This window comes from Nocardioides donggukensis, from assembly GCF_014842875.1.
GTDB lineage: Bacteria > Actinomycetota > Actinomycetes > Propionibacteriales > Nocardioidaceae > Nocardioides > Nocardioides donggukensis.
In genome coordinates this window covers 1-21,668 of the sequence record NZ_JACYXZ010000002.1, presented here as the reverse complement: position 1 = coordinate 21,668, position 21,668 = coordinate 1, and the positions used below count along the sequence as shown (strand labels likewise).

Annotated in this window: 15 protein-coding genes, 3 rRNA genes and 1 pseudogene; 3 read left to right on the top strand and 16 right to left on the bottom strand. The window is 68.9% G+C overall.

What is annotated here, in order from left to right; genetic code table 11:
- The first annotated feature begins 10 nt into the window (after nt 1-10).
- Complete coding sequence (locus tag IE331_RS06505) at nt 11-1,099, top strand: DUF1015 family protein (RefSeq protein WP_192141843.1); 1,089 nt, start codon at nt 11-13, stop codon at nt 1,097-1,099.
- On the opposite strand, the gene IE331_RS06500 is transcribed toward IE331_RS06505, so the two are convergent.
- The 16 genes from IE331_RS06500 to argC all read right to left on the bottom strand — a co-directional run bounded on the left by IE331_RS06500 (nt 1,074) and on the right by argC (nt 19,429).
- Complete coding sequence (locus IE331_RS06500) at nt 1,074-1,400, bottom strand: single-stranded DNA-binding protein (RefSeq protein WP_201931300.1); 327 nt, start codon at nt 1,398-1,400, stop codon at nt 1,074-1,076. The genes IE331_RS06505 and IE331_RS06500 overlap by 26 nt on opposite strands.
- A 148-nt stretch (nt 1,401-1,548) precedes the next feature.
- Nucleotides 1,549-2,463: a tetratricopeptide repeat protein gene (locus IE331_RS06495; protein ID WP_192141839.1), complete on the bottom strand. Its 915-nt coding sequence runs from the start codon at nt 2,461-2,463 to the stop codon at nt 1,549-1,551.
- 92 nt (nt 2,464-2,555) lie between these two features.
- Nucleotides 2,556-2,672: ribosomal RNA gene (gene rrf / locus IE331_RS06490) — 5S ribosomal RNA — on the bottom strand.
- A 100-nt stretch (nt 2,673-2,772) separates the two neighbouring features.
- Nucleotides 2,773-5,873 (bottom strand): 23S ribosomal RNA (locus tag IE331_RS06485).
- A gap of 333 nt (nt 5,874-6,206) precedes the next feature.
- Nucleotides 6,207-7,722: ribosomal RNA gene (locus IE331_RS06480) — 16S ribosomal RNA — on the bottom strand.
- The 16S, 23S and 5S rRNA genes sit together here, the layout of an rRNA operon.
- Nucleotides 7,723-8,311: 589 nt before the next feature.
- Entirely contained in the window at nt 8,312-9,589 is a 1,278-nt protein-coding gene (tyrS, locus tag IE331_RS06475) for a tyrosine--tRNA ligase (RefSeq protein ID WP_318646785.1), read from the bottom strand.
- A gap of 84 nt (nt 9,590-9,673) precedes the next feature.
- A complete protein-coding gene (locus IE331_RS06470) occupies nt 9,674-10,258 on the bottom strand; it encodes a DNA-3-methyladenine glycosylase (protein ID WP_192141837.1) in 585 nt (194 codons plus the stop codon).
- On the bottom strand, nt 10,242-11,654 hold the full coding sequence (gene argH / locus IE331_RS06465; protein WP_192141835.1) for an argininosuccinate lyase: 1,413 nt from the start codon (nt 11,652-11,654) through the stop codon (nt 10,242-10,244). Before argH ends, IE331_RS06470 begins: the two co-directional genes overlap by 17 nt.
- Entirely contained in the window at nt 11,654-13,087 is a 1,434-nt protein-coding gene (gene argG, locus IE331_RS06460; RefSeq protein ID WP_192141833.1) for an argininosuccinate synthase, read from the bottom strand. The genes argH and argG overlap by 1 nt, the downstream gene beginning before the upstream one ends.
- On the bottom strand, nt 13,084-13,632 hold the full coding sequence (locus tag IE331_RS06455; protein ID WP_192141831.1) for an arginine repressor: 549 nt from the start codon (nt 13,630-13,632) through the stop codon (nt 13,084-13,086). Before IE331_RS06455 ends, argG begins: the two co-directional genes overlap by 4 nt.
- Entirely contained in the window at nt 13,629-14,567 is a 939-nt protein-coding gene (gene argF / locus IE331_RS06450) for an ornithine carbamoyltransferase (RefSeq protein ID WP_192141829.1), read from the bottom strand. The genes IE331_RS06455 and argF overlap by 4 nt, the downstream gene beginning before the upstream one ends.
- Nucleotides 14,568-15,782: an acetylornithine transaminase gene (locus IE331_RS06445; protein WP_192141827.1), complete on the bottom strand. Its 1,215-nt coding sequence runs from the start codon at nt 15,780-15,782 to the stop codon at nt 14,568-14,570. It lies immediately after the preceding gene.
- Nucleotides 15,779-16,723, bottom strand: a complete 945-nt coding sequence (gene argB / locus IE331_RS06440; protein WP_192141825.1) for an acetylglutamate kinase — start codon at nt 16,721-16,723, stop codon at nt 15,779-15,781. Before argB ends, IE331_RS06445 begins: the two co-directional genes overlap by 4 nt.
- On the bottom strand, nt 16,720-17,886 hold the full coding sequence (gene argJ, locus IE331_RS06435) for a bifunctional glutamate N-acetyltransferase/amino-acid acetyltransferase ArgJ (protein ID WP_192141823.1): 1,167 nt from the start codon (nt 17,884-17,886) through the stop codon (nt 16,720-16,722). Before argJ ends, argB begins: the two co-directional genes overlap by 4 nt.
- Nucleotides 17,883-18,326, bottom strand: a complete 444-nt coding sequence (locus IE331_RS06430; RefSeq protein ID WP_192141821.1) for an ACT domain-containing protein — start codon at nt 18,324-18,326, stop codon at nt 17,883-17,885. Before IE331_RS06430 ends, argJ begins: the two co-directional genes overlap by 4 nt.
- A 68-nt stretch (nt 18,327-18,394) precedes the next feature.
- Nucleotides 18,395-19,429 carry an N-acetyl-gamma-glutamyl-phosphate reductase gene (gene argC, locus IE331_RS06425; RefSeq protein ID WP_225579663.1) on the bottom strand — a complete coding sequence of 345 codons (1,035 nt, stop codon included), beginning with the start codon at nt 19,427-19,429 and terminating at the stop codon, nt 18,395-18,397.
- A gap of 135 nt (nt 19,430-19,564) precedes the next feature.
- On the opposite strand from argC, the gene IE331_RS06420 reads away from it, so the two are divergent.
- A complete protein-coding gene (locus IE331_RS06420; protein ID WP_192141817.1) occupies nt 19,565-20,434 on the top strand; it encodes a maleylpyruvate isomerase N-terminal domain-containing protein in 870 nt (289 codons plus the stop codon).
- A gap of 244 nt (nt 20,435-20,678) precedes the next feature.
- Nucleotides 20,679-21,668 (top strand): annotated as a pseudogene (locus IE331_RS06415) (hypothetical protein); the annotation flags it as partial.

Here is a 21,668-nt window from a genome sequence, read left to right as displayed (position 1 = left end):
GATGCTCCGAATGGACACCACCAGCTCGCGGGAGCCGCAGTTCGCGCTGCTCCCGTTCCGGGCACTGAGGCTCTCCGACAGCTATGTCGGGGCCCCGGTGGCGCACCGTGTCCTGACCAGACCCTATCGATCGGTGCCGAGCCGGACCCGCGAGTGGCGCCGCCGGCGACACCTGCGGCTGGACCCCGCCCCGGCGATCTACCTCCACGAGTACACCTCGGCCGGGGTGTCGGTGCGGGGCATCGTCGGCACCCTCGCCCTCGAGGACGCCCGTGGCGTGGTGTTCCCGCACGAGGGCGTGCGGGAGGCCCAGGTGGGACAGCTGGCCGAGCGCATGGAGCAGATGCGGCTGAACCCGGCTCCCATCCTGCTGATGGCCCGTGCAGCAGGCTCGGTCCGCCACCTCGTCGCTCAGGCCACCGCAGGAGCGCCCGACCACGTCTACACCGACCGGTCCGGGCAGGTGCAGAGGATCTGGCGGGTGAGCGAGCCGGACACGATCCGGGCACTGCAGGACGCCCTGGCCGGCACCCGGGCCGTGATCGCGGACGGCCACCACCGCTACGCCGCGGCGCGCCGCCTCGACCAGGCCCGGCCCGGCACGGACTGGGCGCGCACGCTGGTGATGCTGGTCGACCAGGCCGACACCCCACTCCAGCTGAGCGCGATCCACCGGTCGATCCCGCGACTGGACCTCGCCGACGTCGCCCGAGCGGCGGCCGAGCGCGGCGACGCGTTCACGGCGTGCCCGACCCGGCAGGCAGCCCTCGACCACCTCGAGGACTCCCTGGTCCTCCACGACGGGTCCGGCTGGGCGACGCTTCGCCCGGCCCCGCCCGACGACCGGATGCTGGTCCACCGCCTGCACGACGAGCTGCTCCCCGCCTGGGGCGTCGATCCGGAGGTGATCGGCTTCCACCACACGGCCGGCGAGGCTCTCGACCGCGCCGGACCGGGGCTGGCCGTGCTGCTCCCGGCGCCGAGCTTCGACCAGGTGGACCGCTCGGCCCGGTCCGGGCGACTGTTGCCGCACAAGGCCACGTCGTTCCAGCCCAAGCCGCACGTGGGCGTGCTCATGCGCGCCGTGCCGGACGAGTGAGGCGACGCACCAGTCGGGCGCCGGTGGCCTCCACCTCCACCACCGACCGTGGGCCGGCCGCGGTCCGGTAGAACCGGCGTCGCAGCACCCCCTCGACCCGCACCACATCGTCGGTCGCCCAGCCCCGGGCCGACCGACGCAGCCGCCCCGACCACAGGGCGCAGTCGAACCAGTCGGCGCCGGCGCGTCCGTCGGCCCGGGGCACCACCACCCGGACCACCCAGACGGTGTCTCCGCTGGGCAGCACCTTCGGCTCTGGTGGACGGGAGATCCGTCCCTGGAGCACCACCTCGTTGGTCACCGCGACCACCTCCGCACCCGACGGTGCCGAAAGCGACCGACCGTCGAGGCGGCCCGCACGGACTCCTGGGGAACCAGGCGACGGCCCGCCGGGCTGTGGAGGCCCCGCGGGCCGGGCGCGGGCCGACCCCGCCTCGGGCGGCCCTCGCCTAGCCCTGGCGCTTCTCGAGCTCCGCGGCCCGCTCCCCCGCGTCGGTGATCTCGTCGCCGTCGATCGCCTCGGTGCGGTGGAACCACTCGAGGGCGTCGGCCTCCCGGCCTGCGGCCACGAGCGTGTCGGCGTAGGCGTAGCGCAGTCGGACCACCCACGAGGTCCGCGACTTCGAGGTGAGGGGTGCGTTCTCCAGCGTGCGCAGCGCGGCGTCGAGCTCGCCCATGTCCCGACGAGCACCGGCCTCGACGATCGTCATCTCCGCCTTCGCCTCCGAGGCGAAGTTCGCCACCGCCGGGCTCTTGGCCAGGGTCAGCGCTCGCTCAGGACGACCCAGAGCGCGCTCGCAGTCGGCCATGATCGGCAGGTAGGCCGTGACCCCGTTCATGCGCTTGGCGGCCCGCAGCTCGGAGAGCGCCTCGGCGTATTCCCCGGCCGCGTACGCCGCCTCCCCGCACGCCTCACGGACCACGGCGATCCGGGCGGCCCGGGCCCGGGCGGCCAGGGTGTGCTCGTACGCCGTGCGCGGGTCCTCGTCGATGACCGCGCCGGCTGCGGCCAGGTGCCGGGCCACGCGCGCCGCCAGCTTCTCGGGCAGGCCCTTCAGCTGCGCGGTCACCGAGCGGTCCAGCTCCTTGCCGGTGATGTCCTCAGGGATCGGCGGACCGTCGTACCTCGCCTGGTCCTCCGAGCGCGGGCGCTGGTCGTCGGCGGGCCGGCGCCAGTCGTCCTTCCGTCCCGGCCGCGACCCGGAGCCGCCCCGTCCCTGTCCGCGACCCTGGCCCTCTCCGCGACCCTGGCCCTGTCCGCGGCCCGGCGCCGCGCCTCGACCGCGGTCGGAGGCTCGGCCACGACCCTGGCCGGCCTGCGAGCCGCCTCGGGACTGGCGGGGCTGACGTGAATCCTCGGGCATGACGACCTTCTTCGACGGTTTACGTTGACGTGCGGGGACGGCTGAAATGCGTAAGGGCCACCTCTGATAGAGGTGGCCCTTACGAAAGTAATGTCCGGCGACGTCCTACTCTCCCACAACCTCGCGATTGCAGTACCATCGGCGCTGAAAGGCTTAACTTCCGGGTTCGGAATGGAGCCGGGTGTTTCCCTTTCGCTATGGCCGCCGAAACTCTATGGAGTTAGATCAACCATGATCGGAGCCCTCCGGCTCGATCAACGGTTCCCGACCGTAACTCGGGAACCACACAGTGGACGCGCAACATCTTTGAGGGACAAGCCCTCGGCCTATTAGTACCGGTCGGCTGGGCATTTCTGCTGTACACCTCCGGCCTATCAACCCAGTCGTCTACTGGGGGCCTTACCCGGTTACCCGGTGGGAAACCTCATCTTGAAACGTGCTTCCCGCTTAGATGCATTCAGCGGTTATCACTTCCGAACGTAGCTAACCAGCCGTGCTCCTGGCGGAACAACTGGCACACCAGAGGTTCGTCCATCCCGGTCCTCTCGTACTAGGGACAGCCTTTCTCAAGTTTCCTGCGCGCGCGGCGGATAGGGACCGAACTGTCTCACGACGTTCTAAACCCAGCTCGCGTGCCGCTTTAATGGGCGAACAGCCCAACCCTTGGGACCTACTCCAGCCCCAGGATGCGACGAGCCGACATCGAGGTGCCAAACCATCCCGTCGATATGGACTCTTGGGGAAGATCAGCCTGTTATCCCCGGGGTACCTTTTATCCGTTGAGCGACGCCGCTTCCACATGCCAGCGCCGGATCACTAGTTCCGACTTTCGTCCCTGCTCGAGTTGTCACTCTCACAGTCAAGCTCCCTTGTGCACTTACACTCGAAACCTGATTGCCAACCAGGCTGAGGGAACCTTTGAGCGCCTCCGTTACATTTTAGGAGGCAACCGCCCCAGTTAAACTACCCATCAGGCACTGTCCCTGATCCGGATTACGGACCTAGGTTAGATATCTAGTACGACCAGAGTGGTATTTCAACGTTGACTCCACCCGAACTGGCGTCCGAGTTTCACAGTCTCCCACCTATCCTACACAAGCCGAACCAAACACCAATACCAAACTATAGTAAAGGTCCCGGGGTCTTTCCGTCCTGCCGCGCGTAACGAGCATCTTTACTCGTAGTGCAATTTCGCCGAGTCCATGGTTGAGACAGCGCCCAAGTCGTTACTCCATTCGTGCAGGTCGGAACTTACCCGACAAGGAATTTCGCTACCTTAGGATGGTTATAGTTACCACCGCCGTTTACTGGGGCTTAAGTTCTGCGCTTCGCTGACAAAGTCAACTAACACGTCCCCTTAACCTTCCAGCACCGGGCAGGAGTCAGTCCGTATACATCGTCTTACAACTTCGCACGGACCTGTGTTTTTAGTAAACAGTCGCTTGGGCCTGGTCTCTGCGGCCTTCATCGCTTCCGGGAGCAAGTCCCTTCACGAATCCGGCCCCCCTTCTCCCGAAGTTACGGGGGCATTTTGCCGAGTTCCTTAACCATGGTTCACTCGATCGCCTTGGTATTCTCTACCTGATCACCTGAGTCGGTTTGGGGTACGGGCGGCGCATAGCTCGCTAGAGGTTTTTCTCGACAGCATGGGATCATCCACTTCGTCCATAAGGACTCCCCGTCAGGTCTCAGGCATGTGCAACGCGGATTTGCCTACGTTGCGCCCTACACCCTTGGCCGTGGTCTACCATCGCCACGGTTGGACTGCCCTCCTGCGTCACCCCATCGCTTGACTACTGCTAGTTCGGGTCGTGCGCTCCGCCACCATCGTCCCGAAGGATCCCGGTGGTTTTGGGCACTTAGCATCACTAGGTTCGTCATGGGCGCTATTTTGCCGGTACGGGAATATCAACCCGTTGTCCATCGACTACGCCTGTCGGCCTCGCCTTAGGTCCCGACTTACCCAGGGCAGATTAGCTTGACCCTGGAACCCTTGATCATTCGGCGGACGGGTTTCTCACCCGTCTTTCGCTACTCATGCCTGCATTCTCACTCGTGTGGCGTCCACGGCTGGATCACTCCGCCGCTTCACTCGCCACACGACGCTCCCCTACCCATCCATGCTCCTGGATCCGAAGACCGGGATAGTGCATGAATGCCATAGCTTCGGCGGATAACTTGAGCCCCGCTACATTGTCGGCGCGGAATCACTTGACCAGTGAGCTATTACGCACTCTTTCAAGGGTGGCTGCTTCCAAGCCAACCTCCTGGTTGTCTGTGCGACTCCACATCCTTTTCCACTTAGTTATCGCTTAGGGGCCTTAGCTGATGGTCTGGGCTGTTTCCCTTTCGACTATGGAGCTTATCCCCCACAGTCTCACTGCTGCGCTCTCACTTGCCGGCATTCGGAGTTTGGCTAACGTCAGTAACCTTGTAGGGCCCATTGGCTATCCAGTGCTCTACCTCCGGCAAGAAACACGCAACGCTGCACCTAAATGCATTTCGGGGAGAACCAGCTATCACGAAGTTTGATTGGCCTTTCACCCCTATCCACAGGTCATCCCCTCAGTTTTCAACCTAAGTGGGTTCGGTCCTCCACGCGGTCTTACCCGCGCTTCAACCTGCCCATGGATAGATCACTTCGCTTCGGGTCTTGATCGTGCTACTCAGTCGCCCTATTCGGACTCGCTTTCGCTACGGCTTCCCCACACGGGTTAACCTCGCAACACAACGCAAACTCGCAGGCTCATTCTTCAAAAGGCACGCCGTCACAAGATCGAAATCTCGCTCCGACGGATTGTAGGCACATGGTTTCAGGTACTATTTCACTCCCCGCCAGGGGTACTTTTCACCTTTCCCTCACGGTACTTGTCCGCTATCGGTCACCAAGGAGTATTTAGGCTTAACGGGTGGTCCCGCCAGATTCACACGGAATTTCAGGGGTTCCGTGTTACTTGGGGTGACGTCTCAGAGCCATCGTCTTACGTGTACGGGGGTATCACCCTCTACGCCGGGACTTTCCAGTCCGCTTCAACTTCAACGATGGTTTCTTACTCTGTGTCGCTACGGCAGTAACGACGTGACGGCCCCACAACCCCCAACCAGCAACGCCTGCCGGCTATCACACTGATTGGGTTTGGCCTGTTCCGATTTCGCTCGCCACTACTCTCGGAATCACTTTTGTTTTCTCTTCCTGTGGGTACTGAGATGTTTCACTTCCCCACGTTCCCTCCAACTGCCCTATGTGTTCAGGCAGAGGTAACTGGACATGACTCCAGCTGGGTTTCCCCATTCGGAAATCCCCGGATCACAGCTCGGTTGCCAACTTCCCGGGGCTTATCGCAGGCTCCTACGTCCTTCATCGGCTCTTGGTGCCAAGGCATCCACCATGTGCCCTTAGTAGCTTGTCTTGCTACAAAGATGCTCGCGTCCACTGTGTAGTTCTCAATTTACGGGCGGTACCGCCTCGAGGTCCGTGCCTACCAGGATGTCCTGGCGGTTCAGCGGGAGAGGCGGTCCGAAGAGATGAGCTCTCGCTCGATCCCTCAGGACCCAACAGTGTGCCTGGGACTCCAACCGGTTCCTGCTCGAGGTTCCACGTCACAGAAGTGACAGTACTGACGGGCGTTCGCCGGCGGGCGAACCAAGTAGTCGACGTTCCACTAGTGAGCGTGACCTGCCGTGACACGTTCGGTCACGAAACAGGTCGGCTTGGACAGCTGAGCTGCCAATGTGCTCCTTAGAAAGGAGGTGATCCAGCCGCACCTTCCGGTACGGCTACCTTGTTACGACTTCGTCCCAATCGCCAGCCCCACCTTCGACGGCTCCCTCCACAAGGGTTGGGCCACCGGCTTCGGGTGTTGCCGACTTTCGTGACGTGACGGGCGGTGTGTACAAGGCCCGGGAACGTATTCACCGCAGCGTTGCTGATCTGCGATTACTAGCGACTCCGACTTCATGGGGTCGAGTTGCAGACCCCAATCCGAACTGAGACCGGCTTTTTGGGATTCGCTCCACCTTGCGGTATCGCAGCCCTTTGTACCGGCCATTGTAGCATGCGTGAAGCCCTGGACATAAGGGGCATGATGACTTGACGTCATCCCCACCTTCCTCCGAGTTGACCCCGGCAGTCTCTTATGAGTCCCCACCATAACGTGCTGGCAACATAAGACGAGGGTTGCGCTCGTTGCGGGACTTAACCCAACATCTCACGACACGAGCTGACGACAGCCATGCACCACCTGTATACCGACTAAAAGGGGCTCTATCTCTAGAGCTTTCCGGTATATGTCAAACCCAGGTAAGGTTCTTCGCGTTGCATCGAATTAATCCGCATGCTCCGCCGCTTGTGCGGGCCCCCGTCAATTCCTTTGAGTTTTAGCCTTGCGGCCGTACTCCCCAGGCGGGGCGCTTAATGCGTTAGCTGCGGCACGGAACTCGTGGAATGAGTCCCACACCTAGCGCCCAACGTTTACGGTGTGGACTACCAGGGTATCTAATCCTGTTCGCTCCCCACACTTTCGCTCCTCAGCGTCAGGTAATGCCCAGAGAACCGCCTTCGCCACCGGTGTTCCTCCTGATATCTGCGCATTTCACCGCTACACCAGGAATTCCGTTCTCCCCTGCATACCTCTAGTCTGCCCGTATCGGAAGCAGGCACGGGGTTAAGCCCCGTGTTTTCACTCCCGACGCGACAGACCGCCTACGAGCCCTTTACGCCCAATAATTCCGGACAACGCTCGGACCCTACGTATTACCGCGGCTGCTGGCACGTAGTTGGCCGGTCCTTCTTCTTCCATTACCGTCACTTGCGCTTCGTCATGGATGAAAGAGGTTTACAACCCGAAGGCCGTCATCCCTCACGCGGCGTTGCTGGATCAGGCTTTCGCCCATTGTCCAATATTCCCCACTGCTGCCTCCCGTAGGAGTCTGGGCCGTGTCTCAGTCCCAGTGTGGCCGGTCACCCTCTCAGGCCGGCTACCCGTCGAAGCCTTGGTGAGCCATTACCTCACCAACAAGCTGATAGGCCGCGAGCTCATCCTCCACCGCCGGAGCTTTCCACCACCATCAGATGCCTGAGGTGGTCGTATCCGGTATTAGCTCCCGTTTCCGGGGGTTATCCCAGTGTGAAGGGCAGATTGCTCACGTGTTACTCACCCGTTCGCCGCTCGTGTACCCCGAAGGGCCTTACCGCTCGACTTGCATGTGTTAAGCACGCCGCCAGCGTTCGTCCTGAGCCAGGATCAAACTCTCCGTTGAAGTTTCACGACACCCACCGAGGTGGGCGTCAAACTTTGAGATGTCCTGGCAAGAGACCGAATCACTGACATAGTTGTCAGAATCATCGTTTTCTTACCAAAGGAACCGTTCGACTTGTTGTCTCACCGGACAAGCCGGATCGACGCCGAGTCGGACGGGTATCAAACTAATTCGTCGACTTTTGGCACACTGTTGAGTTCTCAAGGATCAAGCGCGCACCGCAGTCCGGCCTTTCGGCCTCGCTGTGGGGCAACCTGACTAAACTTACCGGTCCGCCCTGGGCCTGTCAATTCGGCCCGGCCTCTCGGCCACCCGCCCACACCGACGTCTCCGAAGTGGTCCGTGGCCGCATCGTGGCGCACACACGTTCTGCCTCGGAAGAGGTGTTGTGTTGGGGTGGTCGCCCGGGGCCGGAGGCCCGGCCTCTCGGCCTTGCTTCCCGCCGCTCCCTGGCGACGAACAGAACATTATGCGAGCGCCCACGGCCCGTCAAATCGACTCCGCGTGACCCGGGCCACAACCATCGTTCGCGCAGGTCAGGCCCGATTTCCGGGTCCGCGAGCGGGGCTCGCGGCGGGTCGCGCTCCGCTCACACCAGCTCCACGCCGGCGAGCGTCTTCTTGCCGCGGCGCAGCACCAGCCAGGACCCGCCGACCAGGTCGGCCTCCCCGGGCACGTGCTCGGGGTCCTCGACCCGCTCGTTGTTGAGGTAGGCGCCGCCCTCCTTGATCGTCCGGCGGGCCTCGCCGTTGCTCTTCGCCAACCCGGCGGCCACCAGCAGCCCGACGATGTCGGGGATCCCGTCCGCGCGGCTCAGCCGGACCGCACCCGCCTCGCGCAGGGCCGCTGCCAGCGTGGGAGTGCTCAGCTCGTGCAGGTCTCCCCCGCCGAACAGCGCTGCCGAGGCCGCCTGGATCCGCGCGGTCTCCCGCCCGCCGTGGACCAGGGTCGTCACCTCGGCCGCCAGCGCCTTCTGGGCGGCACGGAGGAACGGCTTCTCCGCGGTCTGCTCGTCCAGCTCCTCGATCTGCTCCCGCGAGAGGAACGTGAAGATCCGCAGCAGCTCCCCGACCTTCGCGTCCTCGGCGTTGAGCCAGAACTGGTAGAAGGCGTAGGGCGACATCATCTCGGGGTCCAACCAGAGCGCCCCGCCCTCGGTCTTGCCGTACTTCGTCCCGTCGGCCCGGGTGACCAGGGGCGTGGCGAAGGCGTGCGCCCGTCCGCCGTCGCTGCGCCGGATCAGCTCGACACCTCCGGTGAGGTTGCCCCACTGGTCGCTGCCGCCGAACTGCAGCGTCACCCCGTGGTCCCGGAAGAGCTGGAGGAAGTCCATCGACTGGAGCAGCACGTAGCTGAACTCGGTGTAGCTGATCCCATCGTCGAGCCGGCTGCGCACGACGTCGCGCGCCAGCATCCGGTTCACCGGGAAGTGCTTGCCGACGTCGCGCAGGAAGTCGATCGTCGACAGCGAGGCGGTCCAGTCGTAGTTGTTCACCATGGTGGCCCCGTGCGGGCCGTCGAAGTCGAGGAAGGGCTCGATCTGGGTGCGGACCTTCTCCACCCACGCCTTGACGGTGTCCAGCGAGTTCAGGCTGCGCTCGCCCGACTCCTTGGGGTCGCCGATCATGCCGGTGGCGCCACCGACCAGCGGGTAGGGCCTGTGCCCCGCCAGCTGCAGCCTGCGGGCGGTGATGATCTGCACGAGGTTGCCCAGGTGCAGGCTCGGCGCGGTCGGGTCGAAGCCGACGTAGAACCGCACGCTCCCCGACTCCAGCGCCTCGCGGAGGGCGTCACGGTCGGTCGAGTGTGCGACGAGGCCGCGCCACTCGAGGTCGTCGAGGATGGACATCTGCTGGGACACGCTCATGGGCCTTTCGATTCGTTCCTGGTGGGTCCAGCCTGCCTCATGTCGAGGCGACCGGCTGGGTCGGCTCACGGCGGGCCGCCGCCCTCACATGCGCCGCCGGGCGGCCGGGCGGTACTGCGAGACCGTCGGCTCCCCGTCCAACCAGAAGCGCCACGGTGTCGCGGCGCCGTTCCGGAGCCCGACACGGGGGCCGCTGCGGACCTGCTCGGGTGGCGCCGGGTCGCCGAGCTCAAGGGTCACCGGCCCGAGCCGCAGGTCGGTGCCGCCGTCGGCCAGGCCGATGCCGAGGGCACGGCACAGTCTGGCCGGGCCACGGGCCAGGTCGCGCCGGCCGGCCGCGGTGAGCGCCGGGTCGAGGGGAGTGACCACCTCACCGGCCCGCAGCAGCACCGCGGACGCCTCGCCGTCCGGCCCGGTGACGACGTTCGCGCAGACGTGCATGCCGTAGACGAAGTAGGTGTAGAGGTGCCCCGCCGGTCCGAACATCACTGCGTTTCGAGGAGTGCGGCCGCGGAACGCGTGCGATCCGGGATCGCGCGCCCCGGCGTACGCCTCGACCTCGGTGAGCCGGACGGCGGCCTCACCCCGTCGGACCACGGCCCCCAGGAGCAGCGGCGCCACGGCAGGGGCGTCGCCGCCGAGGACGGCGAGGTCAGCCGAGGCGCCCACGGTGTCCGACGACGGCCTCGGCGAGCTCGGTCAGCTGCTCGCGCACCCGGTCCGGTGCGGTGCCGCCCCGGCTGTCTCGGGAGGCGACCGACCCCTCGGCGGTGAGCACGTCGCGCACCGCCGGCGTCAGGTGCTCGGAGATCCCCGAGAGGTCGGCGTCGGTCAGCTCGTGCAGCTCCACCCCGAGCTCCTCGCAGCGACGGACGCAGCCGCCGGCCACCTCGTGGGCGACCCGGAACGGCACGCCCTCGCGCACCAGCCACTCCGCGACGTCGGTCGCGAGCGAGAACCCCTGCGGTGCCAGCTCGGCCATCCGGTCGGTCTCGAAGCGCAGCGTCGCGACCATGCCCGTGAAGGCCGGCAGCAGCACCTCGAGGGTGTCGACGGAGTCGAACACCGGCTCCTTGTCCTCCTGCAGGTCCCGGTTGTAGGCGAGCGGCAGCGCCTTGAGCGTGGCCATGAGGCCGGTCAGGTTGCCGACCAGCCGGCCGGCCTTCCCGCGGGCCAGCTCGGCGATGTCGGGGTTCTTCTTCTGCGGCATGATGCTCGACCCCGTGGACCAGGAGTCGTGCAGCGTGACGAACCCGAACTCCTTCGTCGCCCAGAGGATCACCTCCTCGGCGATCCGGCTCACGTCGACACCGACCATCGCGGTGACGAACGCGAACTCGGCGACGAAGTCGCGGGCCGCGGTGCCGTCGATCGAGTTGGCGCTCGAGCCGGTGAAGCCCAGCTGCTCGGCGACCGCCTCCGGGTCCAGGCCGAGGCTGGTGCCGGCCAGGGCGCCCGAGCCGTACGGCGACTCCGCGGCGACCCGCGCGTCCCAGTCGCGGAGCCGGTCGACGTCGCGCAGCAGCGGCCAGGCGTGCGCCAGCAGGTGGTGGCTGAGCAGCACCGGCTGCGCGTGCTGCAGGTGGGTGCGCCCCGGCATGATCGCGCCGAGGTGCTCCTCGGCCTGGGCCCGCAGCGCCTCGACCAGGTCGAGCACCTGCCCGGACAGGACCCGGGCGTGGTCGCGCAGGAAGGCCTTGAACAGCGTGGCCACCTGGTCGTTGCGGGATCGTCCGGCCCGGAGCCTGCCACCGACGTCCCGACCGACCTCCTCGAGCAGCAGCCGCTCGAGCGCGCCGTGGACGTCCTCGTCGCCGGGGCCAGGCACCAGGTCGCCGGCGGCGTACCGCTCCCCCAGCACCCGCAGCCCGCGGAGCAGCTCGGCGTGGTCGGCCTCGGTGAGCAGCTCGGCGTCGCGCAGCACGTCGGCGTGCGCCCGGGACCCGGCCAGGTCGTAGGGCGTGAGCCGCCAGTCGAAGTGCGTTGACCGGGACAGCGCCTCCAGCTCCGGGCTGGGGCCGCCGGCGAACCGGCCGCCCCAGAGTGCGCCCTCATTGGTGCCCATCAGTCGGTCCCGGCCTCCATCGCCGCCGCGTCGAGCGCCTCGTCGTCGATCTCGCCGGGCTGGCGCGGGTTCGTGGCGATCCGGTTCGCACCGCCTGGCTCCAGCTCGCCGTACAGCGTCCCGTGCTCGACGAGCACCTGGCCCTGGTCGAGCGGCTGACCGGCGTAGAGCTCCAGCTTGGCGCGGGAGTCGGCGATGTCGAGGTTGCGCATCGTCAGCTGGCCGATCCGGTCCGTGGGACCGAAGGCGGCGTTCTCGGTGCGCTCCATCGACAGCTTGTCGGGGTGGTAGGAGAACGCCGGGCCGTCGGTGGCGAGGACCGTGTAGTCCTCCCCGCGACGCAGCCTCAGCGTCACCTCGCCCGTGACCAGCGAGGCGATCCAGCGCTGGATCGACTCACGGATCATCAGCGCCTGCGGGTCCAGCCAGCGACCCTCGTAGAGCAGCCGGCCGAGGCGGCGACCCTCGTTGTGGTGGCTGGCGATCGTGTCCTCGTTGTGGATCGCGTTGAGCAGCCGCTCGTAGGCGATCCACAGCAGCGCCATCCCCGGGGCCTCGTAGACGCCGCGCGACTTGGCCTCGATGATCCGGTTCTCGATCTGGTCCGACATGCCCAGGCCGTGCCGTCCGCCGATCAGGTTGGCCTCGTGGACCAGCGCCACGGGGTCGGGGAACCCCTGACCGTTGATCGCGACCGGGCGACCGCACTCGAAGCGGACGGTGACGTCCTCGGTCTCGATCGCGACCGAGGGGTCCCAGAACTTCACGCCCATGATCGGCTCGACGACCTCCAGGGAGGTGTCCAGGTGCTCGAGGATCTTCGCCTCGTGCGTCGCACCCCAGATGTTGGCGTCGGTCGAGTAGGCCTTCTCCTTGGAGTCGCGATACGGCAGGTCGTGCTCGGTGAGCCACTGGCTCATCTCGTCCCGACCGCCGAGCTCGTGCACGAAGTCGGCGTCCAGCCAGGGCTTGTAGATCCGCAGGTCCGGGTTGGCGAGCAGCCCGTAGCGGTAGAACCGCTCGATGTCGTTGCCCTTGAACGTCGATCCGTCGCCCCAGATGTCCACGCCGTCCTCGTGCATGGCCCGGACCAGCATGGTGCCGGTGACGGCGCGGCCCAGGGGCGTGGTGTTGAAGTAGGTGCGGCCGCCCGAGCGGATGTGGAAGGCGCCGCAGGCGATCGCCGCGAACCCCTCCTCGACGAGCTGGGTCCGGCAGTCGACGGCGCGGGCGATCTCGGCGCCGTACTCGAAGGCCCGGTCCGGCACGCCGGAGATGTCCGGCTCGTCGTACTGGCCGATGTCGGCGGTGTAGGTGCAGGGCACCGCGCCCTTGTCACGCATCCAGGCGACCGCGACGGAGGTGTCGAGGCCACCGGAGAACGCGATGCCGACGCGCTCGCCCTTGGGCAGGGAGGTCAGGACCTTGCTCACGGATGTTCCTTCTGGTCGGGGGTCTGTTCGGGGGTGGGGTGCTCGGCCATGCCGAGGAACCGGCGGGCGAGGGTCCCGCCGCCGCGCGGGTCACGGCCGATCACCAGCACGGTGTCGTCGCCGGCGATGGTGCCGAGGATGTCGGGGAAGTCGGCCTTGTCGAAGGCCGACCCGAGGAACTGCGCGGCGCCCGGCGGCGTCCGGAGGACGACCAGGTTGCCCGACGCCTCGGCGCTGACCAGCAGCTCGCCGCACAGGCGGGAGAGCCGGGCCCGGCCGGCCGAGGAGTCGGCCGGCGCCACCGGTCGGCGGTCGCCGCCCTCGCCGGGCACGGCGTAGACCAGCGCCCCCGAGGGGGCGCGGACCTTCACCGCGTCCAGCTCGACCAGGTCGCGGGAGAGGGTGGCCTGGGTGACCCGCAGGCCGCTCTCGGCGAGCAGCACCGCCAGCTCCCCCTGGGAGCGGACCTCGTGCTGGTTGACGAGCTCGACGATGCGCTGGTGCCGGGCGTTCTTGGTGGCCGGGCGCAGGGCGGATCCGGTCATGCCGTCGCCTCCCCGGGCCGGGCCGCCAGCCAGCTCATCACGGCCTTCTGGGCGTGCCGGCGGTTCTCGGCCTCGTCCCACACGACGCTGCGCGGGCCGTCGATCACCTCGGCGGCGATCTCCTTGCCCCGGTAAGCGGGCAGGCAGTGCATCGCGATCGCGTCCGGCGCGGCGGCGGCCAGCAGGTCGGAGGTCAGCGAGTACGGCGTCAGCGCCGCCACCCGGACCGGCGCCTCGTCCTCGTGGCCCATGCTCACCCAGGTGTCGGTCACCACGACGTCGGCGCCGGCCACCGCGGCGTACGGGTCCCGCTCGAGCCGGGCCGAGCCGCCGGTGGCCGCGGCGATCCCCGAGGCGGTCCCGACGATGCCGGGCTCCGGGTCGTAGCCCTCGGGCGCGCTGACCACGACGTGCATGCCGGCGGTCGCGCCGGCGACCAGCCAGGAGTGGCCGAGGTTGCAGCCGCCGTCACCGACGAACGCGACCTTCAGGCCCGCGAGCGCTCCCTTGTGCTCGCCGACCGTCAGCAGGTCGGCCAGCAGCTGGCAGGGGTGGAAGGTGTCCGTGAGGGCGTTGATCACCGGGACCCCGGCCCACTCGGCCATCTCCTCCAGGCGGGCCTGCTCGGCGGTGCGCCAGACGATCTGGCTGGCCTGGCGGCCGAGCACCCGGGCCACGTCGGGCACCGACTCCCGGACGCCGATGCCGGCCAGCCGACCGTCCACCACCATCGGGAACCCGCCGAGCTCGGCGATGCCGGCCGAGAACGACGCCTGCGTGCGCAGCGTCTGCTTGTCGAAGACCAGCGCCACCGAGCGCGGACCGGCCAACGGCTTGTGGTCGTACGGCGCCCGCTTGAGCTCGGCGGCGAGCGCCAGCACCTCGGCCTGCTCGGCCGGGGTGAGGTCGTCGTCGCGGAGCAGGTGCCGGACCATCTAGACCCCGGCCTCGTCCAGGAGGGCCGGCCAGGCGGCGACGAACGAGGCAGCCTCCTGCTCGGTCAGCACCAGCGGTGGCGCCAGCCGGATCCGCTCGGGAGTCGGGTTGTTGATGATGAAGCCGTGTGCGAGCGCGGTCGCGACCACCTCGGCCGACCTCGGAGCGCTGAGATCCAGGCCGATCAGCAGTCCCTGGCCGCGGACGTCGGTGACCCGGGGGTCGGCCCCGAGGCCGGCACGCAGCTGCGCGCCGACGTCGGCGACGTGGGCCAGCAGGCCGTCGCGCTCGATCGTGTCGAGCACCGCGAGGCCGGCCGCGGTCGCCACCGGGTTGCCGCCGAACGTGGTGCCGTGGTTGCCCGGACCGAGCAGGTGTCCGGCCTCCCCCACGGCGATGCAGGCCCCGATCGGCAGTCCGCCGCCGAGGCCCTTCGCGACCGTCACCAGGTCGGGGAGCACCGCGGTCGGCTCGATGGCCGGGTGCTGGTAGCCGAACCACGCGCCGGTGCGGCCGATGCCGGTCTGGATCTCGTCCAGCCACAGCAGCGCACCGTGCTCGGTGGTGATCTCGCGGGCCCGGGCCAGGTAGCCCTCGGGCGGCACCACCACGCCGGCCTCGCCCTGCAGCGGCTCCAGCACCACCGCTGCGGTCTCGTCGGTCACCGCCTCGGCGAGCGCCGCGGCGTCGCCGTAGGGGACGAACGTGACGTGCCCGGGGAGCGGCTCGAAGGGTGCCCGGTAGGCCTCCTTCGAGGTCAGCGCGAGCGATCCCATCGTGCGGCCGTGGAAGGCGCCCTCGGTGGCCACCAGGTGGGTCCGGCCGGTCCGCCGGGTCAGCTTGATGGCGGCCTCGTTGGCCTCCGCGCCGGAGTTGGCGAAGAACACCCGGCCGGGCGCGCCGACCAGACCGAGCAGGCGCTCGGCCAGGCCGATCTGCGGCTCGCTGGCGAAGAAGTTGGAGATGTGGCCCAGCGTGCCGAGCTGGGTGCTGACCGCCTCGACCAGCGCCGGGTGTGCGTGCCCGAGCGAGTTCACGGCGATCCCGCCGAGCAGATCCAGGTAGGCGGTGCCGTCCTCGTCCCAGACCCGGCTGCCCTCGCCGCGGGTGAGCACCAGCTTGGGCGGGCCGAACGTGTTCATCAGGGACGCGGCGTACCGCTCCCCCCAAGAGTGCCCGGTGTGGTCGGTGTGGTCGGTGACCGGCTGGGTCATGAGGCACCTCCCGGCGCGTCGTGGGCCTTGCGGATCTTGGTGTCGACGCCCGGCAGCACCTGGGTGCCGACGCCCTCGTCGGTGAAGATCTCCAGCAGCACCGAGTGCGGCTCGCGACCGTCCACGACGGTCGCCCGGTTCACGCCGTTCTGCACCGCCTGCAGGCAGGCGGCCATCTTCGGCACCATGCCCGACGCGAGGCTCGGCATCAGCTCGGCGAGCGACTCGGGGCTGATCTCCTGGATGACGTCGTCGCTGTCGGGCCAGTCCCGGTAGAGGCCCTCCACGTCGGTCAGCACCAGGAGCTTCTCGGCATCCAGCGCGACGGCCAGGGCCGCGGCGGCGGTGTCGGCGTTGACGTTGTGCACCAGGCCGTCGATGTCCGGGGCGACGCTCGAGATCACCGGGATCCGGCCGGCGTCGATGAGGTCCTGGACCGCCTCGGGGCGGACCCGGCTGACCTCGCCCACCAGGCCGAGGTCGACCTCCTCGCCGTCGACGACGGTGTTGGTCTGGGTGGCGGTGAACAGCCCGGCGTCCTCACCGGAGAGGCCGACGGCCAGGGCCCCGTGCTGGTTGATCAGTCCGACCAGCTCGCGCTGGACCTTCCCGACCAGCACCATCCGGACCACGTCCATCGCCTCGGGGGTGGTGACCCGCAGCCCGCCCCGGAACTCGGACTCGATCCCGAGCCGCTTGAGCATGGAGGAGATCTGCGGCCCACCGCCGTGGACGACGATCGGCTTGAAGCCCGCGAACCTCAGGAACGCGATGTCCTCGGCGAACGCCTGCTTCAGCACGTCGTTGGTCATCGCGTTGCCGCCGTACTTCACCACGATCGTCCGCCCGTGGTACTTCATCAGCCACGGGAGGGCGGCGGCCAGCGTGCGGGCCTTCGCGGGGTCGGGCGGGTTGGTCTGGCCGGTCTTGTGTTCGCTCATGAGGAGTACGCACTGTTCTCGTGGACGTAGGCATGGGTCAGGTCGTTGGTCCAGACGGTGGCCCGCTCGGACCCGGACTTCAGGTCGATGGTCACCGTCACCTCGCGGGCGCTCAGGTCCACCAGGGCGGGGTCCTCGGCCGGTGTCGAGTTGCGGCACACCCAGACGCCGTTCATGGCGACGTCGAGGTCGGCCGGGTCGAAGGCGGCGGCGGTGGTGCCCAGGCTGGCCAGCACCCGGCCCCAGTTGGGGTCCTTGCCGAAGACCGCGGCCTTGAAGAGGTTGCTGCGGGCGACCGACCGGGCCGCCTCGACGGCGTCGTCCTCGGAGGCGGCGTTGAGCACGGTGATGGCGATCTCGTGGTCGGCGCCCTCGGCGTCCTTCAGCAGCTGCATCGCCAGGTCCGTGCAGGCCTGGGTCAGGGCGGCGGTGAAGTCCTCCGGCGTGGGGGTGATGCCGCTCGCGCCGCTGGCCATCACGGTCACGGTGTCGTTGGTCGACATGCAGCCGTCGGAGTCCAGCCGGTCGAAGCTGACCCGGGTGGCGGCGCGCAGCGCGGTGTCCAGCTCGTCGGCCGGCACCACCGCGTCGGTCGTGAGCACGACCAGCATCGTGGCCAGCTGGGGTGCCAGCATGCCGGCGCCCTTGGCCATCCCGCCGATGGACCAGCCGGCGCCCTCGATGACGACCTGCTTGCTCACCGAGTCCGTGGTCATGATCGCGGTGGCGGCGTCCGCCCCACCGTCGGCGCTGAGGCCGGCGGCGCAGGCGTCGACCGCGTCGAGCAGGTTCTGGCGGGGGTTGGCCAGCCCGATCAGGCCGGTGGAGCACACGACGACGTCGATGGCGCCGATGCCGAGGGCCGAGCCCACCTGTTCGGCCACCGCGTGAGTGGTCTGGAACCCGTCGGCGCCGGTGTAGCAGTTCGCCCCGCCGGAGTTCAGGACGACGGCGCGGACGACGCCGTCCTTGACGACCTCCTGGCTCCAGAGGATCGGGTTGGCCTTGCAGCGGTTGGCCGTGAAGACGGTCGCCGAGTCGTGGGTGGGGCCTTCGTTGACGACGAGCGCCACGTCGAGCGGGGCCGGGCCGCCCTCGGGGGCGGACTTCAGCCCGGCGGGCACGGCGGCCGCGGTGAAGCCGGCCGGTGTGGTGACGGTCATTTCCTGCTCTTTCCCTTCGGCGGGACGGGGACGGCGACCTGCACCCGGTGGCCGGCCTGCTCCCAGGCCTGCGTGGCGTCGTCGGCGCGGGCCAGCGGGACGAGGATCCAGTCGGTGTCGAAGGTCGAGATCGTGAAGACCGGGATCTCCGCGGCGGCCAGCGGCGCCAGCAGGGCGCTCAGCACCCCGGTCAGCGAGAAGTCCAGCGGCCCCTGGACCGCGAAGGCGGTGAACGGCTTCTGGCTCGGCGTCTTGGTGGGCACGCTCCGCGAGGCGCAGACCAGCGAGGTCTCCGTGGCCGTCGCGGTCACCGAGAACAGCGAGGACGACTCGGCCCACGTCGGGATCTCCGCGCCCGGCCCCATGCGCACCACGGCGAGCTTCTCGGGGAACCGGTCCAGAGTGAACGTGGGCGCGGCGTCATCGTTCGCGCCGCTCACGGCGTCATCGTTCGCGCCGCTCACGGCGTCGTCGTTCGCGCCGCTCACAGCGTCATCGTTCGCGCCGCTCACGGGGCGAGCCCGACCGTGGTCAGCCCCGTGCCCTCGTCGATCCCGAGCGCCAGGTTCATGCACTGCACGGCGGCACCACCGGTGCCCTTGGCCAGGTTGTCGACGGCGCCGACGGCGACCAGCCTCCCGGCCGCCTCGTCGACGGTGGCCTGGACGTGCACGGCGTTGGAGCCGGTGACGGACTTGGTCTGCGGCCAGGTGCCGGGCGGCAGCACGTGCACGAACGGCTCGTCCGCGTAGGCCTTGGCGTACAGGTCGTGGGCCTCGTCGGCGGTCAGTGCGCCGGTGAGCGGGGCAGAGACCGTGGCGAGGATGCCGCGCGGCATCGGCACCAGGACGGGCGTGAAGCTGACCCGCACCTGCTCGCTGCTCAGCAGTGAGAGGTTCTGCACCACCTCGGGGGTGTGCCGGTGCGTCCCGCCGACGCCGTACGCGCTGGCGTTGCCCATGATCTCGCTGCCCAGCAGGTGCGGCTTGGCCGCCTTGCCGGCACCGCTGGTGCCGCTGGCCGCGACCACCACCACGTCCGGGGTGACCACCCCGGCGGCGACGGCGGGCGCGATGCTCAGCGTGGACACGGTCGGGTAGCACCCGGGTACGGCGATCCGCGTGGCGCGGGCCAGTCGCTCGCGCTGGTCGGCCAGCTCGGGGAGCCCGTACGGCCAGGAGCCGGCGTGCGCCGAGCCGTAGAACTTCTCCCACGCCGCGGCGTCGGTCAGCCGGAAGTCGGCGCCGCAGTCGATGACCACGACGTCGTCGGGCAGCGCGTTCGCGATCTCCGCGGACTGGCCGTGCGGGAGCCCGAGGAAGACCACGTCATGGCCGGCGAGGGTCTCCGCGGTCGTGGGCTCGAGCACCCGGTCGGCGAGCGGCACCAGGTGTGGCTGCAGGGAGCCGAAGCGCTCCCCCGCGTTGGAGCCCCCGGTCAGGGCTCCGATCTCGACGTCGGGATGCGAGAGGAGGAGGCGGAGCACCTCACCCCCGGCGTACCCGCTGGCACCGGCGACTGCGACGGAGAAGGACATATGCATGACCATACATGCAACTGCATGTGGCTGCATATTCGGGGGCTGGCCGGCACCGACTCCCCCGGACCAGTGGGTGGTGGACGCCGACGGACCGGAAACCCGGCTGCCGATGCCGCCCGACGCGCCTACCGTGGACCGATGACCCGTCTGCGGTTCCCGGAGTACCTCGACCACCTGCGCCGCGAGTCCCGACGCTTCCGTGACGTCCTCGCCGACGTCGACCCGGCGGCCGGCGTACCGACCTGCCCCGACTGGGACGCCTCCGACCTGCTGTGGCACCTGACGGAGGTGCAGTGGTTCTGGTCGCAGGTCGTGCTGCGCCGCCCGGAGGGTCCCGAGGGGCTCACGGCGCCCGAGCGGCCGAGCCGGTACGCCGACCTGCTGGCGCTGTTCGACACCTGCTCGGCGGAGCTCGTGGGCGCGCTCGAGACCGCCGACCCGGCGCACGAGGCCTGGACCTGGTCCGCGGAGCAGACGGTCGGCTTCATCTACCGACGGCAGGCGCACGAGGCACTCATCCACCGGCTCGACGCCGAGCTCACCGCGGCCGCCGCCGGCGCGACGGCCGGCCAGACGGCCCGCCCGACAGCCGGCCCGACGCCACTGGACCCGGTCCTGGCCAGCGACGGCATCGACGAGCTGCTGGACGTGATGCTCGGCGGCTGCCCACCCTGGGGCCGGTTCACCCCGGACGGGACACTGGTCCGGGTCAGCGCCACCGACACCGGCACCGAGCTGCTGGTCGCGCTCGGTCGCTTCACCGGGACCGACCCCGACGGCGTGTCCTACGACGAGGACGACCTCTCGGTCGTGGAGCGTGGCTCCCCCGCCGATCCCCGGGCCGATCCCGGCGCCGATCCTGGGCCTGTCGCGGCCCTCGTCTCCGGCACCGCCGGCGACCTCGACGCCTGGCTGTGGGACCGGATCGGACCCGAGGCCGTGACGGTGTCGGGGGATCCCGAGGCCTGCGACCGGTTCCGGGCGCTCGCCGGCCAGTCGCTGCTCTGACCACCTGTGCGGCCCCCGCCGGTTGAGGAGGTCGCGCTCGGTGGTTTGAGGAGGTCGCGCAGCGACCGCCTCAAAACCAAGGCCCTCGCCGGTTGAGGAGGTCGCGCAGCGACCGTCTCGAAACCCGCCGCCGGGCGCCCTCGCCGGTTGAGCCGCGAGCCCTGGCGAGCGTGTCGAAACCCCTTGTGCACAACCGGTTCTCGACCCGGTCGGACTGTCAGTGGGCACGGCTAGCGTGGTTGCCATGAGGACGAAGCCCACCGAGACGACCGACACCGCGGACGCGGTGCTGGGTCGGGCCAAGGGTCTTCGCCGGATCGCGGACCGGGCCGAGGCCGACCTGCTGGTGGAGGCCTGCCGCTGGGCGGACCTGCACCCCCCGGAGGGCATCCACCCCGCGGCCACGGTGTCCACGGCACTCTTCGGCGACACCGGCCTCCCGTTGGCCGGCCAGGGTGCCCCGGCGGTGGCGGAGTTCTGCGTGGCCGAGTTTGCCGCCAGCATCGGGTTGGGCACCGAGTCCGGGAAGGCGCTGATCGGGGAGGCCCTCGAGCTGCGGCACCGGCTGCCGAACCTGTGGTCGCGGGTGCTGTCCGGTGACCTGGCCGCGTGGAAGGCCCGCCGGGTCGCGGCCGCCACCATCGTCCTGTCCCCGGCAGCGGCCGAGTTCGTGGACGTGGCGGTCACCCCGGTGGCACACAAGGTCACCCCCGGCCAGGTCGACCGACTCGTCGCCGAGGCGATCGGCCGGTGCGACCCGCAGCTGGCCCAAGAGCGGGCCGACCGGGCAGTCGCGGGCCGGCACGTGACGATCACCCACGGCCAGGTCTCCTTCGACGGCACCAGCCAGGTGCACGGCATCCTCGACCTGGCCGACGCCCTGGACCTCGACACCGCCGTCGCCAACGGCGCCGCACAGCTCAAGGCACTCGGGTCCACCGAGGACCTCGACGCCCGCCGCGCGTCGGCGCTGGGTGGGCTGGCCCGCCGCCAGCTGGCCCTGGACCTCAACCCCAACACCGGCGGCGACGACAGCGGCATCGAGGCCAGCATCGGCAGCGTCGCCGGCGCGGGTCCCGACGAGACAGACGGCACGGCGGCAGGCGGCACCGGCGACGAGCCTGCCGCGGCCCAGATCGCCGGCCGCGCGGGCGGCGCCGGGACCGGTGCGGTGGTGAAGCCGCGGCAGGCGGTGCTCTATCTGCACCTGGCCGCAGACGCCATCGCCGGCACC